This window comes from Actinomycetospora aurantiaca (assembly GCF_037401875.1).
Classification (GTDB): Bacteria; Actinomycetota; Actinomycetes; order Mycobacteriales; family Pseudonocardiaceae; genus Actinomycetospora; species Actinomycetospora aurantiaca.
In genome coordinates this window covers 1-22,923 of the sequence record NZ_JBBEGN010000024.1, presented here as the reverse complement: position 1 = coordinate 22,923, position 22,923 = coordinate 1, and the positions used below count along the sequence as shown (strand labels likewise).

27 protein-coding genes and 1 tRNA gene are annotated in these 22,923 nt (G+C 74.2%); 17 read left to right on the top strand and 11 right to left on the bottom strand.

Annotated features, from left to right (window positions below; translation table 11 throughout):
* The first annotated feature begins 194 nt into the window (after positions 1–194).
* The 3 genes from WCD74_RS27510 to WCD74_RS27500 are packed head-to-tail and all read left to right on the top strand — an operon-like array spanning position 195 to position 1,436.
* A complete protein-coding gene (locus WCD74_RS27510; RefSeq protein ID WP_337698105.1) occupies positions 195–359 on the top strand; it encodes a hypothetical protein in 165 nt (54 codons plus the stop codon).
* On the top strand, positions 359–994 hold the full coding sequence (locus WCD74_RS27505; RefSeq protein WP_337698104.1) for a class F sortase: 636 nt from the start codon (positions 359–361) through the stop codon (positions 992–994). The genes WCD74_RS27510 and WCD74_RS27505 overlap by 1 nt, the downstream gene beginning before the upstream one ends.
* A gap of 16 nt (positions 995–1,010) precedes the next feature.
* A complete protein-coding gene (locus WCD74_RS27500; protein WP_337698103.1) occupies positions 1,011–1,436 on the top strand; it encodes an excalibur calcium-binding domain-containing protein in 426 nt (141 codons plus the stop codon).
* 303 nt (positions 1,437–1,739) lie between these two features.
* Here the strand turns inward: WCD74_RS27500 and WCD74_RS27495 are convergent, their stop codons facing one another.
* The 6 genes from WCD74_RS27495 to WCD74_RS27470 all read right to left on the bottom strand — a co-directional run bounded on the left by WCD74_RS27495 (position 1,740) and on the right by WCD74_RS27470 (position 6,992).
* Positions 1,740–2,987, bottom strand: a complete 1,248-nt coding sequence (locus WCD74_RS27495; protein ID WP_337698102.1) for an MFS transporter — start codon at positions 2,985–2,987, stop codon at positions 1,740–1,742.
* Entirely contained in the window at positions 2,984–3,919 is a 936-nt protein-coding gene (locus tag WCD74_RS27490; RefSeq protein ID WP_337698101.1) for an MBL fold metallo-hydrolase, read from the bottom strand. The genes WCD74_RS27495 and WCD74_RS27490 overlap by 4 nt, the downstream gene beginning before the upstream one ends.
* A gap of 1 nt (position 3,920) precedes the next feature.
* Positions 3,921–4,751, bottom strand: coding sequence for an SCO1664 family protein (locus tag WCD74_RS27485; protein WP_337698100.1), 831 nt, complete (start codon positions 4,749–4,751; stop codon positions 3,921–3,923).
* Positions 4,752–4,767: 16 nt separating this feature from the next.
* Positions 4,768–5,337: a DUF3090 domain-containing protein gene (locus WCD74_RS27480; RefSeq protein WP_337698099.1), complete on the bottom strand. Its 570-nt coding sequence runs from the start codon at positions 5,335–5,337 to the stop codon at positions 4,768–4,770.
* A 70-nt stretch (positions 5,338–5,407) separates the two neighbouring features.
* The gene (locus tag WCD74_RS27475) at positions 5,408–6,139 is read right to left on the bottom strand and encodes a histidine phosphatase family protein (RefSeq protein WP_337698098.1); all 732 of its coding nucleotides are present in this window, start codon (positions 6,137–6,139) and stop codon (positions 5,408–5,410) included.
* A 19-nt stretch (positions 6,140–6,158) separates the two neighbouring features.
* Positions 6,159–6,992, bottom strand: a complete 834-nt coding sequence (locus WCD74_RS27470) for an undecaprenyl-diphosphate phosphatase (RefSeq protein WP_337698144.1) — start codon at positions 6,990–6,992, stop codon at positions 6,159–6,161.
* Between the two features lie 107 nt (positions 6,993–7,099).
* On the opposite strand from WCD74_RS27470, the gene WCD74_RS27465 reads away from it, so the two are divergent.
* Both WCD74_RS27465 and WCD74_RS27460 read left to right on the top strand, forming a co-directional pair.
* Positions 7,100–8,089: an aldo/keto reductase gene (locus tag WCD74_RS27465; RefSeq protein WP_337698097.1), complete on the top strand. Its 990-nt coding sequence runs from the start codon at positions 7,100–7,102 to the stop codon at positions 8,087–8,089.
* A gap of 71 nt (positions 8,090–8,160) precedes the next feature.
* On the top strand, positions 8,161–8,376 hold the full coding sequence (locus WCD74_RS27460) for a DUF5703 family protein (RefSeq protein ID WP_337698143.1): 216 nt from the start codon (positions 8,161–8,163) through the stop codon (positions 8,374–8,376).
* 149 nt (positions 8,377–8,525) lie between these two features.
* On the opposite strand, the gene WCD74_RS27455 is transcribed toward WCD74_RS27460, so the two are convergent.
* Genes WCD74_RS27455 through WCD74_RS27445 form a run of 3 tightly spaced genes read right to left on the bottom strand, consistent with a single transcriptional unit; the run spans position 8,526 to position 11,550 of the window.
* Positions 8,526–9,482 carry an NADPH:quinone oxidoreductase family protein gene (locus WCD74_RS27455; RefSeq protein WP_337698096.1) on the bottom strand — a complete coding sequence of 319 codons (957 nt, stop codon included), beginning with the start codon at positions 9,480–9,482 and terminating at the stop codon, positions 8,526–8,528.
* Between the two features lie 2 nt (positions 9,483–9,484).
* Positions 9,485–10,240, bottom strand: coding sequence for an SDR family oxidoreductase (locus tag WCD74_RS27450; RefSeq protein WP_337698095.1), 756 nt, complete (start codon positions 10,238–10,240; stop codon positions 9,485–9,487).
* A complete protein-coding gene (locus tag WCD74_RS27445) occupies positions 10,234–11,550 on the bottom strand; it encodes a M20/M25/M40 family metallo-hydrolase (RefSeq protein WP_337698094.1) in 1,317 nt (438 codons plus the stop codon). The genes WCD74_RS27450 and WCD74_RS27445 overlap by 7 nt, the downstream gene beginning before the upstream one ends.
* 112 nt (positions 11,551–11,662) lie before the next feature.
* On the opposite strand from WCD74_RS27445, the gene WCD74_RS27440 reads away from it, so the two are divergent.
* From WCD74_RS27440 to WCD74_RS27420, 5 genes are all read left to right on the top strand, one after another.
* A tRNA-Leu gene (locus tag WCD74_RS27440) sits at positions 11,663–11,746 on the top strand.
* Between the two features lie 89 nt (positions 11,747–11,835).
* Positions 11,836–12,765 carry a cold-shock protein gene (locus WCD74_RS27435; RefSeq protein WP_337698093.1) on the top strand — a complete coding sequence of 310 codons (930 nt, stop codon included), beginning with the start codon at positions 11,836–11,838 and terminating at the stop codon, positions 12,763–12,765.
* A 66-nt stretch (positions 12,766–12,831) separates the two neighbouring features.
* Positions 12,832–13,158: a DUF6247 family protein gene (locus tag WCD74_RS27430; RefSeq protein WP_337698092.1), complete on the top strand. Its 327-nt coding sequence runs from the start codon at positions 12,832–12,834 to the stop codon at positions 13,156–13,158.
* A 104-nt stretch (positions 13,159–13,262) separates the two neighbouring features.
* Complete coding sequence (locus WCD74_RS27425) at positions 13,263–13,628, top strand: type II toxin-antitoxin system RelE/ParE family toxin (protein ID WP_337698091.1); 366 nt, start codon at positions 13,263–13,265, stop codon at positions 13,626–13,628.
* Positions 13,625–13,942 (top strand): helix-turn-helix domain-containing protein, encoded by a 318-nt coding sequence (locus WCD74_RS27420; protein WP_337698090.1) that lies wholly within the window; start codon positions 13,625–13,627, stop codon positions 13,940–13,942. Before WCD74_RS27425 ends, WCD74_RS27420 begins: the two co-directional genes overlap by 4 nt.
* Positions 13,943–13,954: 12 nt before the next feature.
* On the opposite strand, the gene wsfD is transcribed toward WCD74_RS27420, so the two are convergent.
* On the bottom strand, positions 13,955–15,415 hold the full coding sequence (gene wsfD / locus WCD74_RS27415) for a glycan biosynthesis hexose transferase WsfD (RefSeq protein WP_337698089.1): 1,461 nt from the start codon (positions 15,413–15,415) through the stop codon (positions 13,955–13,957).
* Positions 15,412–15,810 carry a DUF5997 family protein gene (locus WCD74_RS27410; protein WP_444876352.1) on the bottom strand — a complete coding sequence of 133 codons (399 nt, stop codon included), beginning with the start codon at positions 15,808–15,810 and terminating at the stop codon, positions 15,412–15,414. Before WCD74_RS27410 ends, wsfD begins: the two co-directional genes overlap by 4 nt.
* A gap of 64 nt (positions 15,811–15,874) precedes the next feature.
* Here WCD74_RS27410 and WCD74_RS27405 point away from each other — a divergent pair, with 64 nt between their 5' ends.
* Genes WCD74_RS27405 through WCD74_RS27375 form a run of 7 tightly spaced genes read left to right on the top strand, consistent with a single transcriptional unit; the run spans position 15,875 to position 22,752 of the window.
* On the top strand, positions 15,875–16,570 hold the full coding sequence (locus WCD74_RS27405; protein WP_337698087.1) for a substrate-binding domain-containing protein: 696 nt from the start codon (positions 15,875–15,877) through the stop codon (positions 16,568–16,570).
* Positions 16,567–17,718 carry a hypothetical protein gene (locus tag WCD74_RS27400; protein WP_337698086.1) on the top strand — a complete coding sequence of 384 codons (1,152 nt, stop codon included), beginning with the start codon at positions 16,567–16,569 and terminating at the stop codon, positions 17,716–17,718. The genes WCD74_RS27405 and WCD74_RS27400 overlap by 4 nt, the downstream gene beginning before the upstream one ends.
* A 4-nt stretch (positions 17,719–17,722) precedes the next feature.
* Entirely contained in the window at positions 17,723–18,430 is a 708-nt protein-coding gene (locus WCD74_RS27395) for a YwaF family protein (protein WP_337698085.1), read from the top strand.
* 40 nt (positions 18,431–18,470) lie between these two features.
* Positions 18,471–19,574 carry a cation diffusion facilitator family transporter gene (locus tag WCD74_RS27390; protein WP_337698084.1) on the top strand — a complete coding sequence of 368 codons (1,104 nt, stop codon included), beginning with the start codon at positions 18,471–18,473 and terminating at the stop codon, positions 19,572–19,574.
* Positions 19,571–20,344 (top strand): enoyl-CoA hydratase/isomerase family protein, encoded by a 774-nt coding sequence (locus WCD74_RS27385; protein ID WP_337698083.1) that lies wholly within the window; start codon positions 19,571–19,573, stop codon positions 20,342–20,344. Before WCD74_RS27390 ends, WCD74_RS27385 begins: the two co-directional genes overlap by 4 nt.
* 15 nt (positions 20,345–20,359) lie before the next feature.
* Positions 20,360–21,454, top strand: coding sequence for a M20 family metallopeptidase (locus tag WCD74_RS27380; protein WP_337698082.1), 1,095 nt, complete (start codon positions 20,360–20,362; stop codon positions 21,452–21,454).
* A gap of 59 nt (positions 21,455–21,513) precedes the next feature.
* A complete protein-coding gene (locus WCD74_RS27375) occupies positions 21,514–22,752 on the top strand; it encodes a cytochrome P450 (RefSeq protein WP_337698081.1) in 1,239 nt (412 codons plus the stop codon).
* Positions 22,753–22,923: the final 171 nt, after the last annotated feature.

The window sequence follows — 22,923 nt, the reverse complement described above, 5'->3', positions numbered from 1 at the left end:
CTTCTCCACGCTACGACGACACCCGCTGTCGTGCCGGTCCGTGCGCCGGGGCCGTCGGCACGGGCGCTTCGCCCGAACGGGTCCGGCGTGCCGGGGACGGATCTCCACGACTCTCGACACCCACACGAGTTGACTCCCGGTCCTCCGACGGACCGACCGGTTCGTCGGATGTCGACCGGGTCGGGGGGCTCGTGATGAGAACGGCACTGCTGCTGACGGCCGGGGTGGTCGTCGCCGCCGTGATCCTGGTGCCCGGCAGCGGCGAGGGCGGCCTCGGCATGACGCTCGGGGGCGGCGCGGTCCTGGCGCTCTTCGGCGGGATCGCGATCTGGATCCGACGGACGATGTCGCACCACTGATGCGGGTGCTCCACGACGTCCTCCGCACCACACCGCCCCGGGCGACGATCGCCCTCGCGGTGGTCGCCGCCGTCCTGCTCGCCCTCGCGGCGTTCGTGTCGGCCCCCTCGGCCGCGCCGCGGTGTGCTCCCGTCGGGCTGCCGGCCCACCTCGACCGCACCCCGCTGCCGTCGTCCGACCCGGTCGGCATCACCGTCGGCTCGATCGACGCCTGCTCGTCGCTGCTGCCCGTCGGGGTGGACGCGCAGAAGCGCATCGAAGTGCCGTCGGTGCACACCCCGGAGCAGGCCGGGTGGTACCGGCTCGGCCCGACGCCGGGCGAACTCGGCCCGGCGGTCGTCGTCGGGCACATCAACGGCGACGGCCGGGACGGCGTGTTCGCCGACCTCGACGACGTCGAGCGCGGCGACCGCATCGCCGTCGGCCGCCGGGACGGGCGGACGGCGTTCTTCACCGTCACCAACGTCGTCCAGGTCGACAAGGACGCCTTCCCGACGACGGCCGTCTACGGCGACACCCGCGACGCCCAGCTCCGGCTCATCACCTGCGGCGGAGCCCTCGACCGCAGCGCCCGCCGCTACGACGACAACGTCATCCTCTTCGCCAGCTACGACGGCTGGTCGAACAGCTCGTGATCACGAAGGAGAACCCGTGAAGCGCATCGCCTCCGCCGTCACCGTGACGGCGGTCCTCGTCCTCACTCCGCTCGGGCTCGCCGGTACGGCCTCGGCCCAGACCCGGTACGACAATTGCCGGGAGGCCTTCGCCGTCGGCGTCTCGAACATCCCGGCCGGCGCTCCCGGGTACCGCCTCCCCCTCGACCGCGACCGCGACGGCGTGGCCTGCGAGGCCGACGGCACCGACGGCGGGTCCTCGAGCGACACCGGCTCCCAGGACGAGGCCGTGTCCTCCTCCGAGTCGACGCGGCCCGACCAGGTCGAGGTCGTTCCCGAGGGCGGCGCCGAGACGGGCGACGGCAGCACGGAGTCCGGGGCGGCCCCGCTGGTCGCCGGTGGTCTGCTCGCCGCGTTCGCCGGGACGTTCGTCGTCCGCCGCTCGCGCACGGGTCGTCGATAGCCGAGCGGGCGCCCATCGGTCTCCCCGCTGACCGGAAGCCCGATGGGCGCCCACTCGGTCGTCCCCAGTCGTGTGATCACCGGGTGCTCGGTGTCGTCAGCAGAGGTCTCCGGCAGCGCTGAGCACCTGTTCGTCATGAGGAGCGGCCTGCGGGAGTGCTCCGGCGTCCTGTCGCGGTCCACCGACACGCCGCCGGCCGCCTGTCGCTGGGATTCCCAGCGACAGGGCGAGCGAGTGCCGGGCGTGGCCCGCGACAAGCCGGGGAGCGGCCACCTCAGCGTGGCGTGCTGCTGACCTCCGGCGTCAGCCGTGTGCCACCGCTGACACCTGCCGGTCCCCCGCCTCGTCGGCACGCGCCCGGACCCGACGCTGCGAGAACCACATGCCGCCGAGACCGATCAGCAGCACCGGGACGTGCACGGCCATGGCCACCCGGAAGACGTCGGCGTCCCAGGCGGCCGGCGACCCGGCGCCCTGCAGGTCGAGCAGCACCCCGACCAGCGCGACCACCGCCAACCCCGAGACGAACCCGCCGACGTTCGTCAGCCCGGACGCCCGGCCGATCGCCGCCGGAGGCACCGCGGACCGGGCCACGTCGAAGGCGACCAGCGACGCCGACCCACCGCTGGCGAGCACGACGACCAGCACGACGAGCACACCGACCGGTGCCTGTCCCGGCCACGCGAGCACGACGGTCCACGCCACGGCCTGCGCCGCCACCGACGCCGCGATCAGCTCGACGCGGCGGTGCGGGAAGCGCCCGGAGAGCAGCCCGTACAGCGGGCCGAACAGGATCGTCACGAGGACGACGCCGCTGGTCAGCACCCGCGCGAGCTCCACCGGGACGCCCTCACCCGCCGTCAGGAACGGGAAGCCCCACAGCAGCCCGAAGACGTTCGCGGAGAACGGCGCCGCGAAGTGGCACCAGAAGCCGAGCTGCGCGCCCGGGGAGCGGACGACCTCCCGCAGCCGGCCGACGTCGGCGGAATCCGCCACCCCGAGCGGACCCGGCCGCACGACCAGCGCAACCACCGCCGCCACCAGCCCGGTCGCGCCGCCGGCGACGAGGTAGGCCGCGGTCCAGCCCGAGGAGACCACCAGCCCCGCCAGCGGGATCGCCGAGATCGCCTGGCCGAACTGGCCGAGGATGCCGGAGAGCTGGTTGACCACGGGGACGCGGCGCGGGGCGAACCAGGTGGGAACCAGACGCAGCACGCTGACGAACATCACCGCGTCGCCCGCGCCGGCCAGGACGCGCCCGACGACGGCGAGCGGGAACGACGGCGCCACCGCGAGCAGCACCTGCCCGAGCGCCACGAGCACGGCGCCGCCCGCGATCAGCCGCTTCGGGCCGAACCGGTCCACCAGCACCCCGGCCGGGATCTGCAGGGCGGCGTAGACCCCGAGCGAGAGCACGGCGAGCAGCGAGAGCACCCCGGCCGACACCCCGAAGCGCTGCGCGGCCTCGGGACCGGTCGCGGCGAGCGCGGAGCGGCCGACCACCGAGCAGACGTACGCGAGGACCGCGGTGCCCCAGACGAGCGGTCTCACAGCGTCCGGGACCCTCCGATCGGCAGTTCCCACAGGTCGTCGCGGTCGTACCCGGCGCGCACCCACTCCCGGCGGGTCGCCTCGATCGGCTCCAGCACCGGCTCGCCGGAGAGCACGAACGTGCCCCAGTGGATCGGGACCACCCGGCGCACGCCCAGCACGCCCGCCGCGCGGACCGCCTCGGCCGGGTCCATGTGGACCTCGCGCAGCAGGTCGCGCGGCGCGTACGCCCCGACCGGCAGCGCCGCGATCTCGATCCGCCGGTGCCGCCCCGCGATGCGGCGCAGGAACGGCCCGTAGGCGGTGTCGCCGGCGTGGTAGACCGCGCGGCCGTCGGGGGCGGTGACCACCCAGCCGCCCCACAACCTCCGGCACGTGTCGGTCAGCGTGCGGCGCGACCAGTGGCGGGCGGGGACGAACTCGACGCGCACCTCGCCGGAGCGACCGGGCAGGCCCACCGACGACCACCAGTCCAGCTCGACGACGTCGGTGAAGTGCCGGGCGCGGAAGAACGCGGCGGTGTTCAGGCCGGCGAGGATGCGGGTCGAGCGCGGGAGCGCGTCGAAGGTGCGGACGTCGAGGTGGTCGTAGTGGTCGTGGCTGATCAGCACCGCGTCGATCGGCGGGAGGGTCTCGACGGTGCGCCCCGGGGGCGTCAGGCGCTTCGCGGCGCCCGGGATGCCCGGGGAGAGCACGGGGTCGACCAGCACGGTCACGCCGTCGACCCAGAGCAGCGCCGACGCGTGTCCCAGCCAGGTCACCCCCAGCATTCCCGACGACGGGTGCGGCAGCGGTGCCTCCGGCGTCACCGGGATGCGCGCGGCGTCGCGGCGGGCGTCGGCGTCGTCGGGGAACGACCACCACAGCCGCGCCGCGCCCACGGGGCCGAGCAGCCGGGAGTCGAGCCGGTGGTGGAAGTCCGGGGGGACCACGTCAGAACGCCGGCCACGGGATCGGCGGCCAGCCCCCGGAGGGCGAGGGCAGTTCGTCGTCGTGCAGCAGGCGGTCGGTCCGCGACCGCAGCGCCTTCACCTCGCGCAGGGTGATGTGGTCGTTCAGCTCGTCGCCGAGCGCGGCGGCGTTGCCGGGCGAGAGCGCGGCCCGCAGCCGCTTCAGCCCGTCCTTGACGTCGTCGTCCAGCGGTTCCCCGACCCAGCCCCACAGCACCGTGCGCAGCTTGGTCTCCTGGTGCAGGCAGATGCCGTGGTCGACGCCGTAGGTCCGCCCGTCGACGCCGGCGAGCACGTGGCCGCCCTTGCGGTCGGCGTTGTTCACGACGACGTCGAGCGCGGCCATCCGCCGCAGCCCGGGGTCGTCGGCGTGCACGAGCAGCGCCGGCTCCCCGTCGGCCCCGCGGGCGCGCAGGACCGTCCGCCACCCCGGGCCGACGTCCTTCGGCTCCAGGATGTCGACCAGCTCGCGCTCGTCGTCGGTCTCGATCCAGCGCTGCACCATGCCGGGGCCGAACGGTCCGTCACGCAGCACCGTCGGGGGCACGACGTGGAAGCCCGCCGCCTTGCTGACGAGGTACGTGGCGACCTCGCGCCCGGCGAGGGTGCCGTCCGGGAAGTCCCAGAGGGGACGCTCGCCGCGCACCGGCTTGTAGACGCAGTGCTCCTCGACGCCGTCGAGGGTCACCGAGCAGAACAGGGTCGTGTTCGACGCGCCGGTCAGCCGGCCCTCGACGTCGATGGTCCCCCGCCGCAGCAGGTCCTCGAGGCGGTCGACGTCGACCGGGTCCGGCGTGGCGTGGGTCCCGGTCAAGCGCTCCGTCTCCCCATCACGACTCCGCCGCGACGCGTCGGAACCCGTTCTGGCGCGGGCACACGTGGCCGGCGGCGTCGAGGGGCTGGGTGCACAGCGGGCACAGCCGCCGGCCGGCGCCGACGACCCGCTCCGCGCGGGTGGCGAACGCCCGCGCCCGCTCCGGGCTCAGGAACACGCGCAGCGCGTCCGGGCCCTCCTCGGTGTCGTCGAGGACGACGGACTCGTCGACCTCCTCCTCGGTGACCGCGAGGAGTTCGACGACGACGCTGCGGGACTCGGCGTCCCAGCCCAGCCCCATGGTGCCGACCCGGAACTCCTCCTCGACGGGGACGTCGAGCGGGCTGGTGTCCACGTCGCCCTCGGGGGTGGTCGGCGGGACCTCGGCGCCGAAGCGGCGGGAGACCTCCTCGAGCAGCGTGCCGATCCGCTCCGAGAGCACCGACACCTGCTGCTTCTCGAGCAGGACGGAGACCTTGCGGGCCGACTCGGTGGCCTGGAGGTAGAACGAGCGGTCGCCGGGCTCGCCGACCGTGCCGGCGACGAACCGGTCGGGTTGGCGGAAGACGTGGATCACCCTGGGCATGGCCCCTCGATCGGTAGTGCTGCTCGGGCCGGGACGGTCTTCCCGGCGGGACTGCTCGGCATGCGCGCGCTCAGTTTACGCCGGTGGAGCCGCCCACCACCGCGTCGGAGCGCTCCTGCGCGGCCCCCTCCGCGGCCTCGGAGTCGGCCTTCTCCTCCTCGGACTCCGGCTTCGGCACCAGGGAGGCCAGGTCGCCCCCGGTGTCGTTGACGCGGACCACGAACGGCCGGGTCGGTGTGTAGCTGATCACGCTGATCGAGCACGGATCCACCGAGATCCGCTGGAACGAGTCCAGGTGCAGGCCGAGGGCGTCCGCGATCACCGACTTGATCACGTCGCCGTGGCTGCACGCGACCCAGATGGCCTTCGGGCCGTGCTCCTCGGCGATCCGCGCCGCGTGCCGCCGGATCGCGGCGACGGAGCGGTGCTGCACCGTCGCGAGCCCCTCCCCGCCGGGGAACACGGCCGCCGACGGGTGCGCCTGGACGACCTTCCACAGGTCCTCCTTGCCGAGCTCGCCGAGGGTCTTGCCGGTCCAGTCGCCGTAGTCGACCTCCGCGAGGTCGTCCTCGACGACCGCGGACAGGCCGCGGGCCGCGAGCAGCGGCTCCAGGGTCTCCTCGCAGCGCTGCAGCGGGGAGCGGACGGCCGCGGCGACGGGGAGCTGGGCGAGCCGGTCCACGAGCTTCTCGGCCTGGGCCCGGCCCGTGTCGTCGAGGCCGACGCCGGGCGAGCGCCCGGCCAGCACCCCCGAGACGTTCGCCGTGGAGCGTCCGTGGCGCAGGAGGATCACCGTGGTCACGTCCGCCCACCCTAACCGGTCACGTCGCGGGGACGATGCCGCCGAGCACCGCCAGGAGCACGACCAGTCCGAGCAGCACCCTGTACCAGACGAACACGTAGATGGTGTGGTTCTCGACGTAGCGCAGCAGCCAGGCGATCGAGGCGTAGCCGACGCCGAAGGCGATGAGGGTCGCGACGGCGATCTGGGCCCAGCTGGAGGTGACCTGGCCGGGCAGCGCGGGCTCCCCGATGTCCTTGAGCTTGTAGATCCCGGAGGCGAAGACCGCGGGCAGGGCGAGCAGGAACGAGAACCGCACCGCGACGGCCCGCTCGAGCCCGAGGAACAGGCCCGCGCTCGTCGTCGCCCCCGACCGGGAGACCCCGGGGATCAGGGCGAGCATCTGGCCCAGGCCCATCATGACGCCGTCGCGCAGGGTCAGCTGGTCCGCGCCGCGGCGCTGACGCCCGTACTTCTCGGCCGCCGCGAGGACGAGACCGAAGAGGATCAGCACCGCGCCGTTGAGCGCGAGGTTGCGGGCCGGGCCGTCGATGAGGTCCTGGAACAGCAGCCCGGCGACGCCGATCGGCAGCGAGCCCAGGCCGACGTACCAGGCGAGCCGGTAGTCGTAGTCCCGCCGGGAGCGGTCCCGCAGGCCGCGCACCCACGCCAGGACCAGGCGCTTGATGTCCGGCCAGAAGTAGAGCAGCACCGCGGTCTCGGTGCCCAGCTGCGACACCGCGGTGAAGGCCGCCCCGGCGTCGTGGCCGAAGAAGAAGGCCGACGTGAAGCGCAGGTGCGCCGAGGAGGACACGGGCAGGAACTCGGTCAGCCCCTGCACGAGGCCGAGGACGACCGACTCCAGCCAGCTCATCTGCACGGGTCCGGGACGCTATCGGACGGCCCCCACCGGCCGATCGCGCCGGTCGGTCCGTGTGTCCCCGATCGGGTCGGGCACCGGTCCCCCTATCCTGCCCAGCCGTGGAACAGCGACGACTCGGCGGCAGCGGGCTGCGGGTCTCGCGGCTCGCCCTGGGCACCATGACCTGGGGCCGGGACACCGACGCCGACGAGGCCGGGGCCGCGCTGCTGGCCTTCCTCGACGCGGGCGGCACCCTGGTCGACACCGCGGACGTCTACGCCGACGGCGAGGCCGAGGCGATCCTCGGCGGGTTGTTCGCGGACGTGATCCCCCGCACCGAGGTCGTCGTCGCGACGAAGGCCGGGGCGCGGCGGGAGGACGGCCCCTTCGGCGGCGGCGCGTCCCGGTCGTCACTGCTGGCCTCGCTGGACGCCTCCCTCGCGCGGATGGGCACCGACTACGTCGACCTCTGGCAGCTCCACGCCTGGGACCCGGAGGTGCCGCTCGACGAGACGCTCTCCGCGGTCGACCTCGCGGTGTCCTCGGGGCGGGTCCGGTACGCCGGGGTGGCCAACTACGCGGGCTGGCAGGTCGCGGCGGCCGCCCGGTCGGCGGGCCTGCCGCTGGTGAGCGTGCAGTCCGAGTACTCGCTGCTGGAGCGCTCGGTGGAGGACGAGGTGCTGCCCGCGGCGGAGTACCACGGCCTGGGCCTGCTCCCCTGGGGCCCGCTCGGGCGCGGGGTGCTCACCGGCAAGTACCGCGACGGCACGCCCGCCGACTCCCGGGGCGCGTCGGCCCACCTGGGCCACTACGTCGGGGCCCGGCGCACCGACCGCGCCGCCCGGATCGTGCAGGCCGTGGTCACCGCCGCGCACGGCCTGGGGACCTCGCCGCTGGCGGTCGCACTCGCGTGGGTCCGCGACCGGCCGGGCGTCGTGGCGCCGGTGGTCGGCGCCCGTGACGGGGCGCAGCTGCTGGGCTCGCTGGCCGCCGAGGAGCTCACGCTGCCGCCGGCGATCCGCGGCGCGCTGGACGACGTGTCGTCGTCGCCGCTGGTGCCGGTCGGCGTCGGCGAGTCGATCGACGATGCCCCCGCACCCTGGACCTGACGTACGGTGGTCGGCGGTCGTCTAGGAGGTTGCCCGTGAGTGACCACTCGCAGCGTTCCGTTCCCGCCGGCATGACCCTCGAGGCCAGCGTGGTCCACGGTGACTGGGAGTACCAGCCCGTCCGCCTGCCCCGGGACGTGACGCGGCTGAACGCCACCGCCGAGCTCGGCCTGCGCGCGCAGTTCGGCGGCTGGGAGCTGGCGCGCACGCTGCTCTACGCCGACGGCACCCGCAAGGTGTGGCTGCGCCGCAAGCTGTCGCGGATGCGCGAGGCCGTGGGGGCCTGAGCCCTTGAGGTGTCAGCAGTGCGGCCATGCTGACGCTGGACGTCACAGAATCCGCATTCTCGACGGCGGGTCGCGAGTGCGACGTGGGGCAGCTTCGCGGGCCTCGGGACATGCCTGGTGTCGCACTCGCCGGAGAGTGAGCCTGCGGCTCACGGCGTGACGACGACCCGGCCCGTGGTCGTGCGGTTCGCGATCGCGTCCAGGGCGTCCGGGAGCTGCTCGAGGGAGTACTCGGCGCCCACGAGCGGGTCGATGGCCCGGCGGGCCCATAGCGCCTCGAGTTCCCGCTGCCACGCGTCGACCAGCTCCGGGGCCCGCTTCTGGTAGGCCGCCCAGTGCACGCCGACGACGTCGTAGTTCTTGACGAGCGCGTGGTTGGTCGGGGCGTCGGCGATCCGTCCGCCCGCGAACCCGATCACGAGGATCCGCCCCTCCCACGCCACGACCCGACGGGACGCGTCGAAGGTGTCGCCGCCAACCGGGTCGTAGACCACGTCGACCCCGCGGCCGTCGGTCAGCTCCTTCACGGCCGGGATCAGCGACGCCACGTCGGAGGCCGGCACCAGCACCTCGTCGGCACCGAGCCGCCGGGCCACCTCGGCCTTGTCCTCCGACCCGACCGTCGCGATCACCCGCGCCCCGGCCGCCTTCCCGAGCTGCACCGCCGCCGCGCCTACTCCCCCGGCCGCGGCGTGCACGAGCAGCGTCTCGCCGGCCGACAGCGACGTCCGGTGGTGCAGCGCGCACCAGCCGGTCTGGTACGCCACCCAGAAGCCCGAGGCCTGCGCGGCGGACATGCCGTCGGGCCAGGGGTACGCCCACGCGAGCGCGGCGAGCTCCGCGTACCCGCCGTGCGGCATCGCGGCCGGCCCGAACACCCGCTCCCCCGTCGCGACGTCCACCCCCGCGACCTCGAGGCCCGGCGTGAACGGCAGCGGGGGCTTCTCCTGGTACGTGCCGCGACAGTAGAGGACGTCGGCGAAGTTGACCGACGCCGCCTCGACCCGCACCACCCGCCGTCCGGAATCTGCTTGGGGCTCGGACAGGTCCGTGAGCGACAGGACGTCCCGCGGCTCGCCGAACTCCGTCACCGTCCAGCCGCGCACGCTCAGCCCTCCCAGCTCAGCGAGGGCGGGGCCTCACCGGTCCGCGGCCCGGGCACCCCGCGGAAGCCGTAGGGCCCCGGCTCCCGGCCCGGCTGCACGTACCAGCACTCCCCCGGCTCGCCGCGGTCGAGCATGGCGTCGACCGCATCGGCCACGTCACCCGCCGTCAGGAGCGGGAAGTCGCCGAACTGGTCGCGCATGTGCGCGATGAGCGCGGTGTCGGCGTAGCCGGGGCACAGCGCCATCGCCCGGATGCCCTCGGGCGCCAGCGTCGCGGCGGCCGACCGGACGTAGCCGACGACGGCGTGCTTGGTCAGCGTGTAGATCGCGTCGCCGGGCAGCGGGACCAGCCCGGCCAGCGACGCCGTCGCGATGATCGCCCCGCCGCCCGCGCGGCGCAGGGCCGGCACCGCGGCGTTGAGGCCGAACACGACGTGGTCGACGTTCACGCCCAGCACGCGGCGGTAGGCCTGGACGTCGAGGTCGGTGATCCCGGACTGACCGCCCACCGAGCCGGCGTTGAGGTGCACGACGTCCAGGCGCCCACCCCACGACTCGACCTCGGCGAACGCGGCCGACAGCGCGGACTCCGACGTGACGTCGCACGCGACGGCGAGCCCGGAGATCTCCTCGGCGACACGGGTCGCGGCCACGGCGTCCCGGTCGACGACCGCCACCTTCGCGCCCGCCGCGGCCAGCCGCCGCGACACCGCCTCGCCGATCCCCGAGGCCCCACCGGTCACGAGTGCCGTCAGCACGTCCTCAGGATCCTCTCCAGCACCCGCACCCCGAAGTGCAGCGCGTCGACCGGCACCCGTTCGTCGATGCCGTGGAAGAGCGCGGTGAAGTCGAGGTCCGGGGGCAGCCGCAGCGGTGCGAAGCCGAAGCAGCGCATCCCGAGCTGCTCGAACGCCTTGGCGTCGGTGCCGCCGGACATCATGTAGGGCAGCGTGTGGGCGTCCCCGTCCTCGGCCTGGACCGCGGCGGTGATGCAGTCGACCAGCTCGCCGGAGAACTCGGTCTCGACGGCCGGGAGGTTGCGGATCCACTCGCGCTCGACGTCGGGCCCGAGGATCTCGTCGAGTTCCCGCTCGAACGCCTCCTGGCGGCCCGGCAGCACGCGGCAATCGACGGTGGCCTCGGCGAGGGACGGGATGACGTTGGCCTTGTAGCCGGCCTGCAGCATCGTCGGGTTCGCGGTGTCGCGGGTGGTCGCGCCGACCACCCGGGCCACGCCCCCGAGCTTCGCGACCGCGCCGTCGAGGGACGCGGCGGAGTCGGTCGGGAACTCGATGCCGGTCAGCTTCGTGACCTCGTCGAAGAAGCCCTGCACCGACTCGGTCAGCGTGAGCGGGAACCGGTGCCGGCCCAGGCGGGCGACGGCCTCGGACAGGATCGTCACCGCGTTCTCGTCGTGGACCATCGAGCCGTGCCCGGGCCGCGAGCGGACCCGCAGCTTCATCCACGCGATCGACTTCTCCGCCGTCATGACCGGATAGACGCGGACGTCCTCGCCGAGGGTCACCGAGAACCCGCCGACCTCGCCGAGCGCCTCCGTGCACCCCTCGAAGAGGTCCGGGCGGTGGTCGGCGAGCCAGTGCGAGCCGTAGGCGCCGCCGGCCTCCTCGTCGGCGAGGAAGGCGAACACGATGTCGCGCGGGGGCACCGTCCCCTCCGCCTTGAACTGGCGCGCGAGCGCCAGGATCATCGCGTCCATGTCCTTCATGTCGACCGCGCCGCGGCCCCAGACGTAGCCCTCCTGCACCGCGCCGGAGAGCGGGTGCACCGACCACTCCTCGGCGTTGAAGGGCACGACGTCGAGATGGCCGTGCACCAGGAGCGCCGGCCGCGAGCGGTCCGCGCCCTCGAGTCGGCAGAACACGTTGTCGCGCCCGGGCGCCCCGGACTCGACGATCTCGGTCTCGTAGCCGACCTCGCGGAGCAACGCGTCGACGTACCGGGCGGCCTCGGCCTCCCCCGTCGTCGTCTCGAGCTCGCCGGTGTTGCAGCTGTCGATCTGGATGAGCTCGCTGGTGAGCTGTACGACCTCGTCCTCGGCGCGACCCATGCGGGGCATCCTGCCAGGCGGAGACGGAGCGCAGCGGAGCTCGACCCGGGGACGCAGTCACGTACCCCGTGTGATCGCCGGAGGCGGCGTCGCGTAAGCTCTCCACCTGCAGGTCCGAGTGGCGGAATGGCAGACGCGCTAGCTTGAGGTGCTAGTCCCCGAGTAGGGGGTGGGGGTTCAAGTCCCCCCTCGGACACACACGAAGGGCCGTCGATCCGACGGCCCTTTTGTCGTTCCCGACGACGGGCCGCGCGTGCCCGTCCACCCTTCGATCCGGAGCCGTCGATGCCGCAGGGAACCGTCCGTTGGTTCGACGTCGAGCGGGGTTTCGGCTTCCTCGCTCCCGACGACGGCTCGTCGGACGTGTTCGTGCACGCCTCCGGCGTCCTCGGGGACGAGACGGTGCTGCGTGAGGGGCAGGCCGTCGAGTTCGAGATCGGCGAGAACGAGCGCGGACCCCAGGCGCTCCGGGTCCGCGTCACCGCCGACGCGGCCGCCGGCAGCGCCGTGGGGCTGCTCGGCACCGTCAACTGGTACGAGCCGGCCAAGGGATACGGCTTCGCCTCGCCGGACGGCGGCGGTCCCGACGTCTTCGTGCACAGCTCCGCGATCGTGACCGGCGGGGTGGTCGCCGAGGGGCAGCGGGTGGCCTTCGTCGTGGTGGAGGGCGAGCGCGGCCCGCAGGCCGGGCACGTGATCCCGCTGGGAGCGGAGGTCGGCCCACCCGCCGCCACCGCGGACGGTGCCGACGGCACGGTGGCCTGGTACGACGAGGACAAGGGCTTCGGCTTCATCACCCCCGATTCCGGGTCCGGGGACGTGTTCGTGCACGTCCGCGCTCTCGAGGAGGGGTTGACGTGGCTCGCGGAGGGCGACCGGGTCGCCTACGACGTGGCCGAGGGAGACAGGGGTCCGCAGGCCCGGAACGTGGGGCTGGTCCGGGGCTCCGAGCCCCCGGCAGCGCCGAAGACGCCGGCACCGGCCGCGAAGCCGGCGTCGAGGAATGCACCCGCACGAGGCGGCGAGGGCGTCGTCGCGCGCTACGACAGCGAGCGCGGGTTCGGGTTCATCACCCCGGACGCGGGCGGCGACGATCTCTTCCTCCACGTGTCCGTGATCGTGGGGTCGGAGCCGCTGCAGAAGGGCGACCGGGTCCGCTACAAGGTGCGGCAGAGCGACCGGGGCCCGCAGGCCGACCGCGTCGAGCGCCTCTGAAAAACCGGCTTCACCTTTCTCGTTCCTGACGACGGGTCAGGGCCCGCTGCCGGTACCGTCCAGCAGATGAGCGTGTCGTGGAGCCTGGACGCGGAACCGCCCGCCACGCCCCTGGCGGCCGGAGCCAGCCCCGAGGCCATCCACACAGCCCTTGACGAGGCGGACCAGGTGCGCTTCCGGCTCGCGCTGGACGCCGCGACCGAGACGATGCGGCGCGAGCTCGATCTCGCTCCGGTCTTCGCGGTGCTCGAGGAGTTCCGTCGCTTGGCGATCCTGCAGTCCGATCGCGTGGCCTTCCACCGCGTCGTCCGAGGGGCTGCCGCGCTCGCGACCGGTGAGCAGAGCCCGGCCGGGGAGCCGTTCGAGGTCACGAGGGGTAAGGCGGGCCTGTAGCGCCGTGTAGAAGGCCCACGACACTGTTGACGCTCTCGTACGCGATGGAGCGCGGGCAGGTTGTTGGATGGACCCGCAGGTATAGCGATCGGTACACTTGTCGCGTGACGCCCGGCGAGTGGCAGGTCTACGTCGTCGACGAGGTGCGATCCTGGATCGACACTCTCGACGACGTCTCACAGCGGCGCGTCGTGCAAGCCATCGACATGCTCGTCGACCACGGACCGGGTCTCGGGCGGCCCCTCGTCGACACGATCCACGGATCTTCCATCGCGAACCTCAAGGAACTCAGACCTGGCACGAGCCGGATCCTGTTCGCCTTCGACCCGTGGCGCGACAGCATCCTGCTCGTCGCTGGGGACAAGTCGGGACGCTGGAACCAGTGGTACCGCGAGGCCATTCCTCTGGCTGAGCAGCGCTACGAGAGCTATCTCAAGGACCGTCGCGACGAGGAGGAGCGCCAGACATGAGCGAGTACGTGGCCTGGAGGGACATCCGGTCCGACTACGTGGAGCGTGCCGGCGGGGAGGACGCCGTGGACGCGGGCAAGCGGGAGTTGCTCGCCGAGGTCATCGGTCACCGCTTGGCCGAGGTGCGCCGCTCTCGAGGACTGACCCAGCAGCAGGTCGCCGATCGTATGGAGGTCACGAAGGGTCGTGTCTCCCAGATCGAGCGTGGCAAGGTCTCCGGGCAGGAGGTCCTCGCCCGCTACGCCTCCGCGCTCGGGGGTCGCCTCCATCAGGCGATCTACTTCGACGACGGGGACATCAGCGCCATCGCCTGATCGTCCCCGTCCTCAGTGAGCTCGGTTGGCGAGCGTTGGGCCCGTAAGGGCCCTTCGGACACGCTTGGTGCGGACCGTGATCGAGAGCCCGGCGCCCACGAGACACAGCGCAGCCACGATCAGCACGTACGACGCCGGCCAGACGTGCTTGAACAGCTCGAAGTAGCCGTCCCCGAACACCGCCGCGGCGACGAGCCCGAGCGCCGTGACCCCCGCCAGCCCCGCCGCCCGGCACCACGGCGTCCGGCGCCAGCCGACCGCCAGGCACGCGGCCACGAGCAGCGCCGGGAGCCACTGCCACCACCCGCCCGCGTCGAGGACCCGGCGGAAGTCCGACTGTCGAGCCCCCGACCACCCCGGGTCCCCGCCGAGCGGCGACAGACGGTTCGTGACGGCGGGTCCGGAGGCGAGGTAGGGCAGGTCTGCTCGCACGGTGGCCCGCAGCCCGACCCCGATCGCCCGCACCACGGCCGCCGGCTCGGACGCGAGGGTCCGGTGGACCCGCGCTCGGGTGGCGTCCGGCCGCGTCAGGACCGCCTCCCGCCACCACGCCGCCGACGGGTGTGGTGGTCCGTTGAAGAACCCGGTGCCGGTGTACGCGGCGGCCTCGGGTGGGAGCGCCAGATCGGTCGTGGCTCCCGGTCCCAGTTCGGGCAGCACGAGCGTGAAGGCCAGGTCGTGCACGTTCGCGCTCTCGTACGCGATGGCCTGGAACCGCAGCGCGGCCCCGACCGGTGCCGCGGCGCCCGCCACCAGGACCGCGACCACGACGACGGGGACCCACCGTTGCCGCCCGCGACGCACCAGGGAGCGCGACCCGACCGCGACGACGGCGACCGCCACGGCCAGGACCGGCAGGTAGGCCGGCTTCGCCGTCCCGGCGACCAGCCCGCCGACCGCCACCAGCGCGAGGGCCGCCGCGCGGTCACCCGGCGCCGCGTGCCGCGCCGCGAGGAACGCCGCGAGCCCGCACCCGACGGCGACCGTCCCGAGCAACCCGGCCGGCTCCACGTAGGTGGAGACGAAGAACCGGGAGAACCACGGCAGGGCCAGGGGCGCGACCGGCACGACGAGCACGAGCGCGCGCCGCAGCCCGGTCGCGGTCGCCGCCCACGCGGCGAGGCCGACCACCAGCCCCACGAGGAGGGCGTAGAGCAGCCCGACGGTGCGCAGGTCCAGCGTGTCCTCCGACAGCAGGACCGCCGTCCGCAGCACGAGGCGCGCCGAGGACGGAGCGGACTCCGCACACGTCGGTGCGGACGCGAGCGCGAAGTCGGTGACGACCCCGCCCTTCCACGACGCGATGCCGTCGACCGTCCGCGGCACGAGGCCCTCGCCGCAGATCAGGCGGAACCCGTCGCCGTTGTCCTCGACGCCGCGCGAGCCCAGCCCCAACAGCACCACCGCGACGGCGCTCAGGCCCGCGCCCACCGCCGTCAGGGCACGGGCGCGGCCCGACGGCGGGCCGGTCACCGCGCGGGCCGGCTCCCCGGACGCCCCGCCTTTCCGGCCTTCTCCGACTTCCCGGCCTTCTCCGCCCGCAGCCGGGCCTCCTCGCGCTGCGTCTCGGCGCGCAGGTTCCGTTCGTGGCGCAGCCACTCCGGCTGCTCGTCCTTGATCGCCGTGATCTGCTCGGTGGTCAGCGGCTCGGTGATCTCCGCGCGGGCGAGCCCCGAGATCGACACCCCGAGCCGGTCCGCGACGACGGGACGCGGGTGCGGCCCGTCGCGGCGCAGGTCACGCAGCCACTCGGGCGGGTCCGCCTGCAGGGCGTCGAGCTCGTCGCGCGACACCACGCCCTCCCGGAACTCGGCCGGGGTCGCGTCGAGGAGCACCCCGAGCTTCTTCGCCGCCGTCGCGGGCTTCATCGTCTGCGGCTGGCGGCTCATGCGCCCACGATATCGAGCTGGGACCGGTCGCTAACCTGGGCCGGTGACCGGCCCCGACGCACCCTTCCGGCTGGGCTGCGTCCCGGGCGTCACCCCGGACAAGTGGGCGCGGATGTGGGCCGAGCGCCGCCCGTCGGTCGTGCTGGAGCTCTCGTTCGCGACGACGGGCGAGATCGTCGCGGGTGTCCGCGCGGAGGAGCTGGACGCCGGGCTGGTCCGCCTGCCGATCGACCGGGACGGGCTGCACGCCATCCCGCTCTACACCGAGACCACCGTCGTCGTCGTCGCGAAGGACCATCTCCTCACCGCGGCGGAGGAGGTCGGCACTGCCGACCTCGCCGACGAGGTCGTCCTCCGCCCGCAGGACGACACCCTCCCCTGGCCGGCCGAGCGCCCCGGGCGCCCCGCGGTGTCCGACCCCGCCACGACCGGCGACGCCGTCGAGCTCGTCGCCGCGGGGGTCGGGGTACTCGTCGTCCCGCTGTCGCTGGCCCGGCTGCACCACCGCCGCGACGTCACCCACCGGCCGATGACCGACGCCCCGACCTCGAGCGTCGTCCTCACCTGGCCGGACGGGGCGGACGCCGGGAACAGCGACGGCATGGAGGAGCTCATCGGCATCGTCCGCGGGCGCACGGCCAACACCACCCGCACCCCCCACCGCCCGGAGCCCCGCGCCGCGCGTCCGGCCCGCGCCCCGGCCCGGGGTCCGGCCCGTCGCCCGCGCCGCCGCCGATGACGCTCCCCGCCCTGAGTCTCGGGGCCCTGCTCGCGGTCGTCTCGACCTTCCCGGCGATGGAGCTCGGTGGTCCACCGGCGGTCGTTGCCGTCTACGTGCTGCTTACCGCGGTGGCCCTCGCGCTGCCGTCCGTGCGCATTCCGCGGTGGGTCCTGCCGGGTCTCGTCGCGGTCGTCGCCGTCGGGCTGGTGGTCGCGTTCGCGGTCGGTCCGCCGTCGTGGGCGCCGGGGGTGGGCAGCGACCGGGCGGACGCGCTGGACGTCGCCCTCTCCCGGCTGGCGGGCGGGCTGTACCCCTACACCGGCGTCACCTACCTGCAGAACCCGATCACTCCGTTGCCCGGGTCGCTGGTGCTCGCGGCGCCGTTCTGGGCGATTACCGGCCACGCGGCCTGGCAGAACGTGGGCTGGACGCTCCTGCTGCTGCCGGTGCTGAACGGCGGGTGGCGGCTGCGTCGGACGCCGACGCTGCTGTGGGTGCTGGTGGCCCTGACCCCGGAGGTGCTGCGCGAGTACCTCGTCGGCGACGACCTCGTGACCAGCGTGGTCCCCGCCGTCGCCGCCGCGGCCTGGGTGCTGCGCTCCTGGTCCCCGCTGGTCCTGACGACGGGTGCGATCGCGCTGGGCGTCGCGACCTGCACGCGGCCGCACCTGGCGCTCGTCGTCGTGATCGTCGCCGTTGCGGTGGGAGTACGACGAGGGCACCGGCGCGGCCTGCTGGTCGGGAGCGTGGCCGCCGCGACCTGGGCCGTGCTGATCGGGCCGTTCCTCCTCGGCGGCGCGGACCGGTTCTCCCCGCTGCACGTCGGCGCGAAGGTGACCGGCGAGCGCGGGCTGCACCTCGGGATCGTCGTGGTCGCGCTCGTGGCCCTGGGGCTGCTCGTCGGGGCGCTGGTGTGGCTGCGGCCGACGACCGACGCGGCGCTCGGGTGGTGTGCCGCCGCGGTGCTGGCCGCCCCGACGGTGCTCTCGGCCGGGTTCTGGCTGCTGGTCACCGGCAGCGTCTGGCAGGCCGACCTGACGCTCGGCGCCGGCGCGGTGCCGTTCGCGGCGTGGGCACTCGCCCGGCCGCGAGGGGACGATCCGGCCGCTCCACCGGCCCGAGGGTTCCCCTCACGCCGGAGGAGGCGGAGAACGGTGGGAGCATGACCGGGTGCACGCCGCCGTGCCCTTCGCCCCGTGGGGGACCTCGCACGTCGTCGTCGTGATCGTCGCGGTCCTCGGGGCCGCCGCCCTGGTGCCGCTGGGGCGCCGCGCGCCCGCCCCCGTCGTCGGGAACACCTCGCGTGCCCTCGCGGTGCTGCTGGTCGTGACCACGCTGGCCTACCAGATCTACGCCTTCGAGCCCGGGCGCGCGGGTCAGACCCTCCCGCTGTGGCTGTCCGACCTCGTCCCCTACGTCGCCGCGTGGGCGCTGTGGAGCGGGCGCCAGTGGGCCTACGGCATGTCCTACTACTGGGCCCTCACCCTCACCGTGCAGGCCCTCGCGACGCCGGCCCTGGGCGGCCCGGACTTTCCCGCGCCGTCGTTCCTGGCCTTCTTCGCCGCGCACGTGCTGCCGATCTGGGCGGCGGTCCTGATGACGTGGGGCCGCGGACGTCGGCCCGGGTGGGCCGACTACGGCCGCACGGTCGCGGCGACGCTGGTGTGGGCCGCGGTGGCGCAGCCGATGAACCTGCTGACCGGGGCGAACTACGGCTACCTCGACCGCAAGCCGGACGCGGCGTCGGTGCTCGACCTGTTCGGGCCGTACCCGGTGTACCTGCTGGTCGAGGCCGCCGTCGTGCTCGCCGTCTGGGCCCTGATCACGTGGCCGTGGACGGCGGCGCGGTCACGGGTGAAGGTGCCGCCGGACGGGTAGAGCAGAGGTCGTTCGCGTGAGAAAGGAACGTCCTGCCGCCATGACCGCCTCCGCCGCCGTCGCGCCCTCCCCCGACGATCCCACCGACGAGGGTCGCGACGCCGGCGACTCGTCGTCGGGGCAGAGCACCCTCTCGGTGCTGCTCACGTTCGCGGCCAACGCCGCGGTCGGGGTGCTCAAGCTGATCGCCGGCCTGCTGACCGGCTCCTCGGCCATGCTCGCCGAGGCCGCGCACTCCGCCGCGGACTGCGTCACCGAGGTGCTGCTGTTCACCGCGCTGCGCCGCTCGGGCAAGCGGGCCGACCGGGTGCACCCCTTCGGCTACGGCAAGGAGCGCTTCTTCTGGGCGATGATCGCCGCGGTGTCGGTGTTCGTCGTCGGCGCCACCTTCTCCGTGTACGAGGGCGTCACGGCGATCATCGAGAACGCGCCCGACCCGGCCGAGGAGCAGTACGCGTGGGTGGCGTACTCGGTGCTGGCCCTCTCCGCGGTCATCGAGGGCATCTCGTGGCAGCAGGCGCTGCGCCAGGTGCTGCGCGAGAAGCGCGAGCTGCGGCTCTCCCTCGTCCGGTACCTGCGCCTCTCGGACGACCCGACCGTCAAGAGCGTGCTGTTCGAGGACACCGCCGCGCTGCTGGGCCTGCTGTTCGCCGCCGTGGGCGTGGTCCTGCACCAGCAGACGGGCTCGTCGGTCTGGGACGGGATCGCCTCGATCATGATCGGCCTGCTGCTCGCCGTGGTGGCCTACGCTCTCGGGCGCACGAACAAGAACCTGCTGATCGGCCGCGCCGCGGAGCCCCGGGTGACCACCGCGATCTACGACCAGCTCAGCGCCGCACCGGAGGTCACGGCGGTGGTCGACCTGCAGACGATGCTCACCGGCACCGACAGCGTGCTGCTCTGCGCCCGGGTCGACTTCAAGGACCACCTGACCGTCGGCGACCTCGAGCGCGCCTGCGTGCGGCTCGACGAGGAGCTGCGCGCCCGCTTCACCGACCTCGACCAGGTCTTCCTCGAACCGGTGCCCCGGGAGGACGAGTCCCTGCGCCGGGCCGTGCTCGAGCGGTTCGGGACGACCCTGGCCGACTGGCGCGCCGAGCAGGACCGCCACCGCTCCACCGCCGACGAGGAGGCCCGCCGATGACCGGCCCGCTGCAGGTCCACGACGACGGCCCGGTGCGGGTGCTGACCTTCGACGTGCCCGAGCGGCGCAACGCCCTCACGGTGCCGCTGCGCCGGGAGCTGCGGGCCGCCCTGGAGGCCGCGCACGCCGACGACGCCTGCCGGGCGCTCGTCGTCACGGGGGCCGGGAAGCACTTCAGCTCCGGCGGCGACATCTCCTCCATGCCGCAGGGCGACCGCGCGGATGCCCGCGACCGGCTGCACCTCGTCGCCGACGTGATCTCGCTGCTCGTCGAGGGGCCGCTGCCCGTGGTGGCCGCGGTCGAGGGAGCGGCGGTGGGTGCGGGCACCTCGGTGGTCGCGGCGTGCGACTACGTGGTGGCGGGCCACGGCTCCCGCTACGGCGCGATCTTCGGGCGCATCGGGCTGGTGGCCGACTCGGGGCTGTTCTGGACCCTCCCGCGCAAGGTCGGCGCCGGAGCCGCCCGGCGGCTGCTCCTGCGGGGGAACATCATCGACGCCGAGGAGGCCGCGCGGCTCGGGCTCGTCGACGAGCTGGTCGACGACGGGTCCGCCCTGGGCGTCGCGGTCGAGCGCGCCCGGGAGATGGCGGCGGCCGCGCCGCTCGCCCTCGCCGCGACCAAGCGCATCCTGGCCGCCCCGCCGGCCTCCCTCGCGGAGGCGCTGCACGTCGAGGAGACCACCCAGGTCGCCATGTTCGAGACCGACGACTTCGCCGAGGGCCGCGCCGCGTTCCTGGAGAAGCGCTCGGCGTCGTTCCGCGGCCGCTGAACCGTGAGCGGACCCGTGAGCAGACCCGTGAGTGCCGCCCTCGACCTCGCCCGCGAGCTCGTCCGGCTCGACACCCGGGGCGGTGGCGAGCGCGCCGCGGCCGAGGTGGTGGCCGGGCGGCTGGACGACGCCGGGCTGCGGGTGCACCTCGACGAGCCCGCCCCGGGCCGCGCGAACGTCGTCGCCCGCACCTCCGACGTCGCGGGGACCGACCGGCCCGCCGCGGTGACGCTCAGCGGGCACCTCGACACCGTCCCGGCCATCGACGACGCCTGGTCGTTCGACCCGCTGGCGGGCGACGTCGTCGACGGTCGGTTGCGGGGCCGCGGCGCGAGCGACATGAAGGGCGGGGTCGCGGCGATGGTCGAGGCCGCCTGCGCCCGCGCCAGGGCCGGGGGCGGCGAGCTGCAGGTCGTGTTCACGTTCGGCGAGGAGACCGGCTGCGACGGCGCCCGGGCGCTCGACCGGTCGCTGCTCGCACCGTCGCCGCTGCTCGTCGTCGGCGAGATGACCGGCAACCGGCCGCTGCTCGGGCACAAGGGCGCGCTGTGGCTGCGGTTGACCGCCCGCGGCGTCTCCGCCCACGGGTCGCGCCCCGAGCTCGGGCACAACGCGCTGGTCGACCTCGCCCGCGCCGCGCTCGCCGTGCACGCCCACGCCGACTGGCCCACGAGCGACACCCACGGGCCCATGACGGCCAACGTGGGCACCTTCCACGCCGGCGTGCAGCCGAACCTGGTGCCCGACCACGCCGAGATGGCCGTCGACCTGCGCCTGGTCCCGGGTACCGACGCGGACGCCGCCGTCGCGACCGTGCGCGGTCTGGTCGGCGACGGCGTCGGGATCGAGCGCGTGGTCGACCTCCCCGTCGTCGACACCGACCCGGGGTCGGTCGCGCGGGCGTGCGAGCTCCTCGGCGGCGACGTGGCCCCGGTGTACGCCACCTACTTCACCGACGCCGCCGTCCTCGCCGGAGCCCTGGGCGGGGCCGCCACGATCATCTGCGGGCCGGGCGACCCGGACCAGGCGCACGTCACCGACGAGACCTGTTCAGTGGCGCTGATCGACGACGCCGTCAAGGCCTACGGACGGCTCCTCGCCGGCGGCTGACCGGTCGCGGTGCACGATCCACTTCCCGCGACGGCGGCCGGTGGGGCAGGGTCGTTGGCATGAGCACCGATCAGACGACGGACCTCCCGCCGCGGCTCGGCCTCCGGCGCGCCGGCCTCGACCCCGCCCCCGAGGTCACGGCCCTGCGCGACGCGCGCGGCACCTGCCCGGTGACCACCCTCGTCGGGCACCGCGCGACGCTCGTGGCGGGCTTCGACGAGGCCCGCACCGTCCACGGCGACCCGGCGTTCGGGTTCGAGGGGCTGCCGCTCCCGCCGGGCGGCCTCGACGCCGACGAGATGGCGCGGCGACGGGCCGGGATGCTGCTCGCGCTCGACCCGCCGGACCACACGCGGCTGCGCAGGATGCTCACCGGCCGCTTCACGGTGCGAGCGATGAAGGCCCTCGAGCCGCGGGTCGTGGCGATCGTCGACGAGGCCCTGGAGCGGATGGCGGCCGGTGGCGCGCCCGCCGACCTCGTCGCCGACTTCGCCCTGCCCGTGCCCTCCCTCGTCATCTGCGAACTGCTCGGCGTGCCCTACGCCGACCGGGACGGCTTCCAGGAGCGTGCGGAGCTGACCCTGCGCTCCGACCTCACCGTCGAGCAGCGGACCCGGGTGTTCGGCGAGTCGCGCGAGTACATGGCCTCGCTCGTCGCGCGGGCGCGCCGCGAGCCGGGCGACGACCTCCTCGGGATGCTCGTGGCGGAGCACGGCGACCGCTCCGCCGCCGAGGGCGGGATCGACGACGCCGAGCTCGTCGGCCTCGCCAACCTGCTGCTGGTCGCGGGGCACGAGACGACGTCGAACGTCATCGCGCTGGGGACCTACGAGCTCCTCCGCGACCCCGACCAGATGGCCGCGATGCGGGCCGCGCTCGACGACGACGCGGCGCTGTCGCGGGCGGTCGAGGAGATGCTGCGGCACGTCTCCCCGGTCTCCGCCGGCTTCCCGAGGGTCGCCGGGCGCGACGTCGAGGTCGGCCCGCACGAGGTGCCCGCCGGCACCGTCGTCACCGCGTCGCTCTGCGCCGCGAACCGGGACCCCGCCCTGGGCGAGGGCCTCGACCACCTCGACGTGCGGCGGGAGCCGGTCCCGCACGTGGCGTTCGGCTACGGCATCCACCACTGCCTCGGGGCGCCGCTCGCGCGCATCGAGCTCCGGATCGCGTTCGCCGCGCTGCTGCGACGCTTCCCGGACCTCGCGCTCGCGGTCGACCCCGACGACGTCGGGTTCCGGCACGAGAACCTGATCCACGGGCTGGAGGCCCTGCCCGTGATGTGGGCTACGCCCAGGTGAGCACTAAGTGGGGCCATAGCAGCCTGTCTGTGCTCAGGACTTCCCAGACAGTTGATGTCTCAGCACATTGCGGACACTGAGCAGGCCCCGACGGGTGGGTTGGTCACGGTGGTGACCAACCTGCCTGGCTGTGGGCAGGACAGGGTTCGAGATGGATCCAGTGCTGGTGGT

Coding starts and splice junctions, on each gene's coding strand:
- WCD74_RS27435 (WP_337698093.1), top strand. CDS start 11,836: ATGCCGCAGGGAACCGTCCGTTGGTTCGACGTCGAGCGGGGTTTCGGC.
- WCD74_RS27470 (WP_337698144.1), bottom strand. CDS start 6,992: ATGAGCTGGCTGGAGTCGGTCGTCCTCGGCCTCGTGCAGGGGCTGACC.
- WCD74_RS27430 (WP_337698092.1), top strand. CDS start 12,832: ATGAGCGTGTCGTGGAGCCTGGACGCGGAACCGCCCGCCACGCCCCTG.
- WCD74_RS27480 (WP_337698099.1), bottom strand. CDS start 5,337: ATGCCCAGGGTGATCCACGTCTTCCGCCAACCCGACCGGTTCGTCGCC.
- WCD74_RS27505 (WP_337698104.1), top strand. CDS start 359: ATGCGGGTGCTCCACGACGTCCTCCGCACCACACCGCCCCGGGCGACG.
- WCD74_RS27410 (WP_444876352.1), bottom strand. CDS start 15,810: ATGAAGCCCGCGACGGCGGCGAAGAAGCTCGGGGTGCTCCTCGACGCG.
- WCD74_RS27420 (WP_337698090.1), top strand. CDS start 13,625: ATGAGCGAGTACGTGGCCTGGAGGGACATCCGGTCCGACTACGTGGAG.
- WCD74_RS27400 (WP_337698086.1), top strand. CDS start 16,567: ATGACGCTCCCCGCCCTGAGTCTCGGGGCCCTGCTCGCGGTCGTCTCG.
- WCD74_RS27390 (WP_337698084.1), top strand. CDS start 18,471: ATGACCGCCTCCGCCGCCGTCGCGCCCTCCCCCGACGATCCCACCGAC.
- WCD74_RS27375 (WP_337698081.1), top strand. CDS start 21,514: ATGAGCACCGATCAGACGACGGACCTCCCGCCGCGGCTCGGCCTCCGG.
- WCD74_RS27445 (WP_337698094.1), bottom strand. CDS start 11,550: ATGGGTCGCGCCGAGGACGAGGTCGTACAGCTCACCAGCGAGCTCATC.
- WCD74_RS27460 (WP_337698143.1), top strand. CDS start 8,161: ATGACCCTCGAGGCCAGCGTGGTCCACGGTGACTGGGAGTACCAGCCC.
- WCD74_RS27385 (WP_337698083.1), top strand. CDS start 19,571: ATGACCGGCCCGCTGCAGGTCCACGACGACGGCCCGGTGCGGGTGCTG.
- WCD74_RS27510 (WP_337698105.1), top strand. CDS start 195: ATGAGAACGGCACTGCTGCTGACGGCCGGGGTGGTCGTCGCCGCCGTG.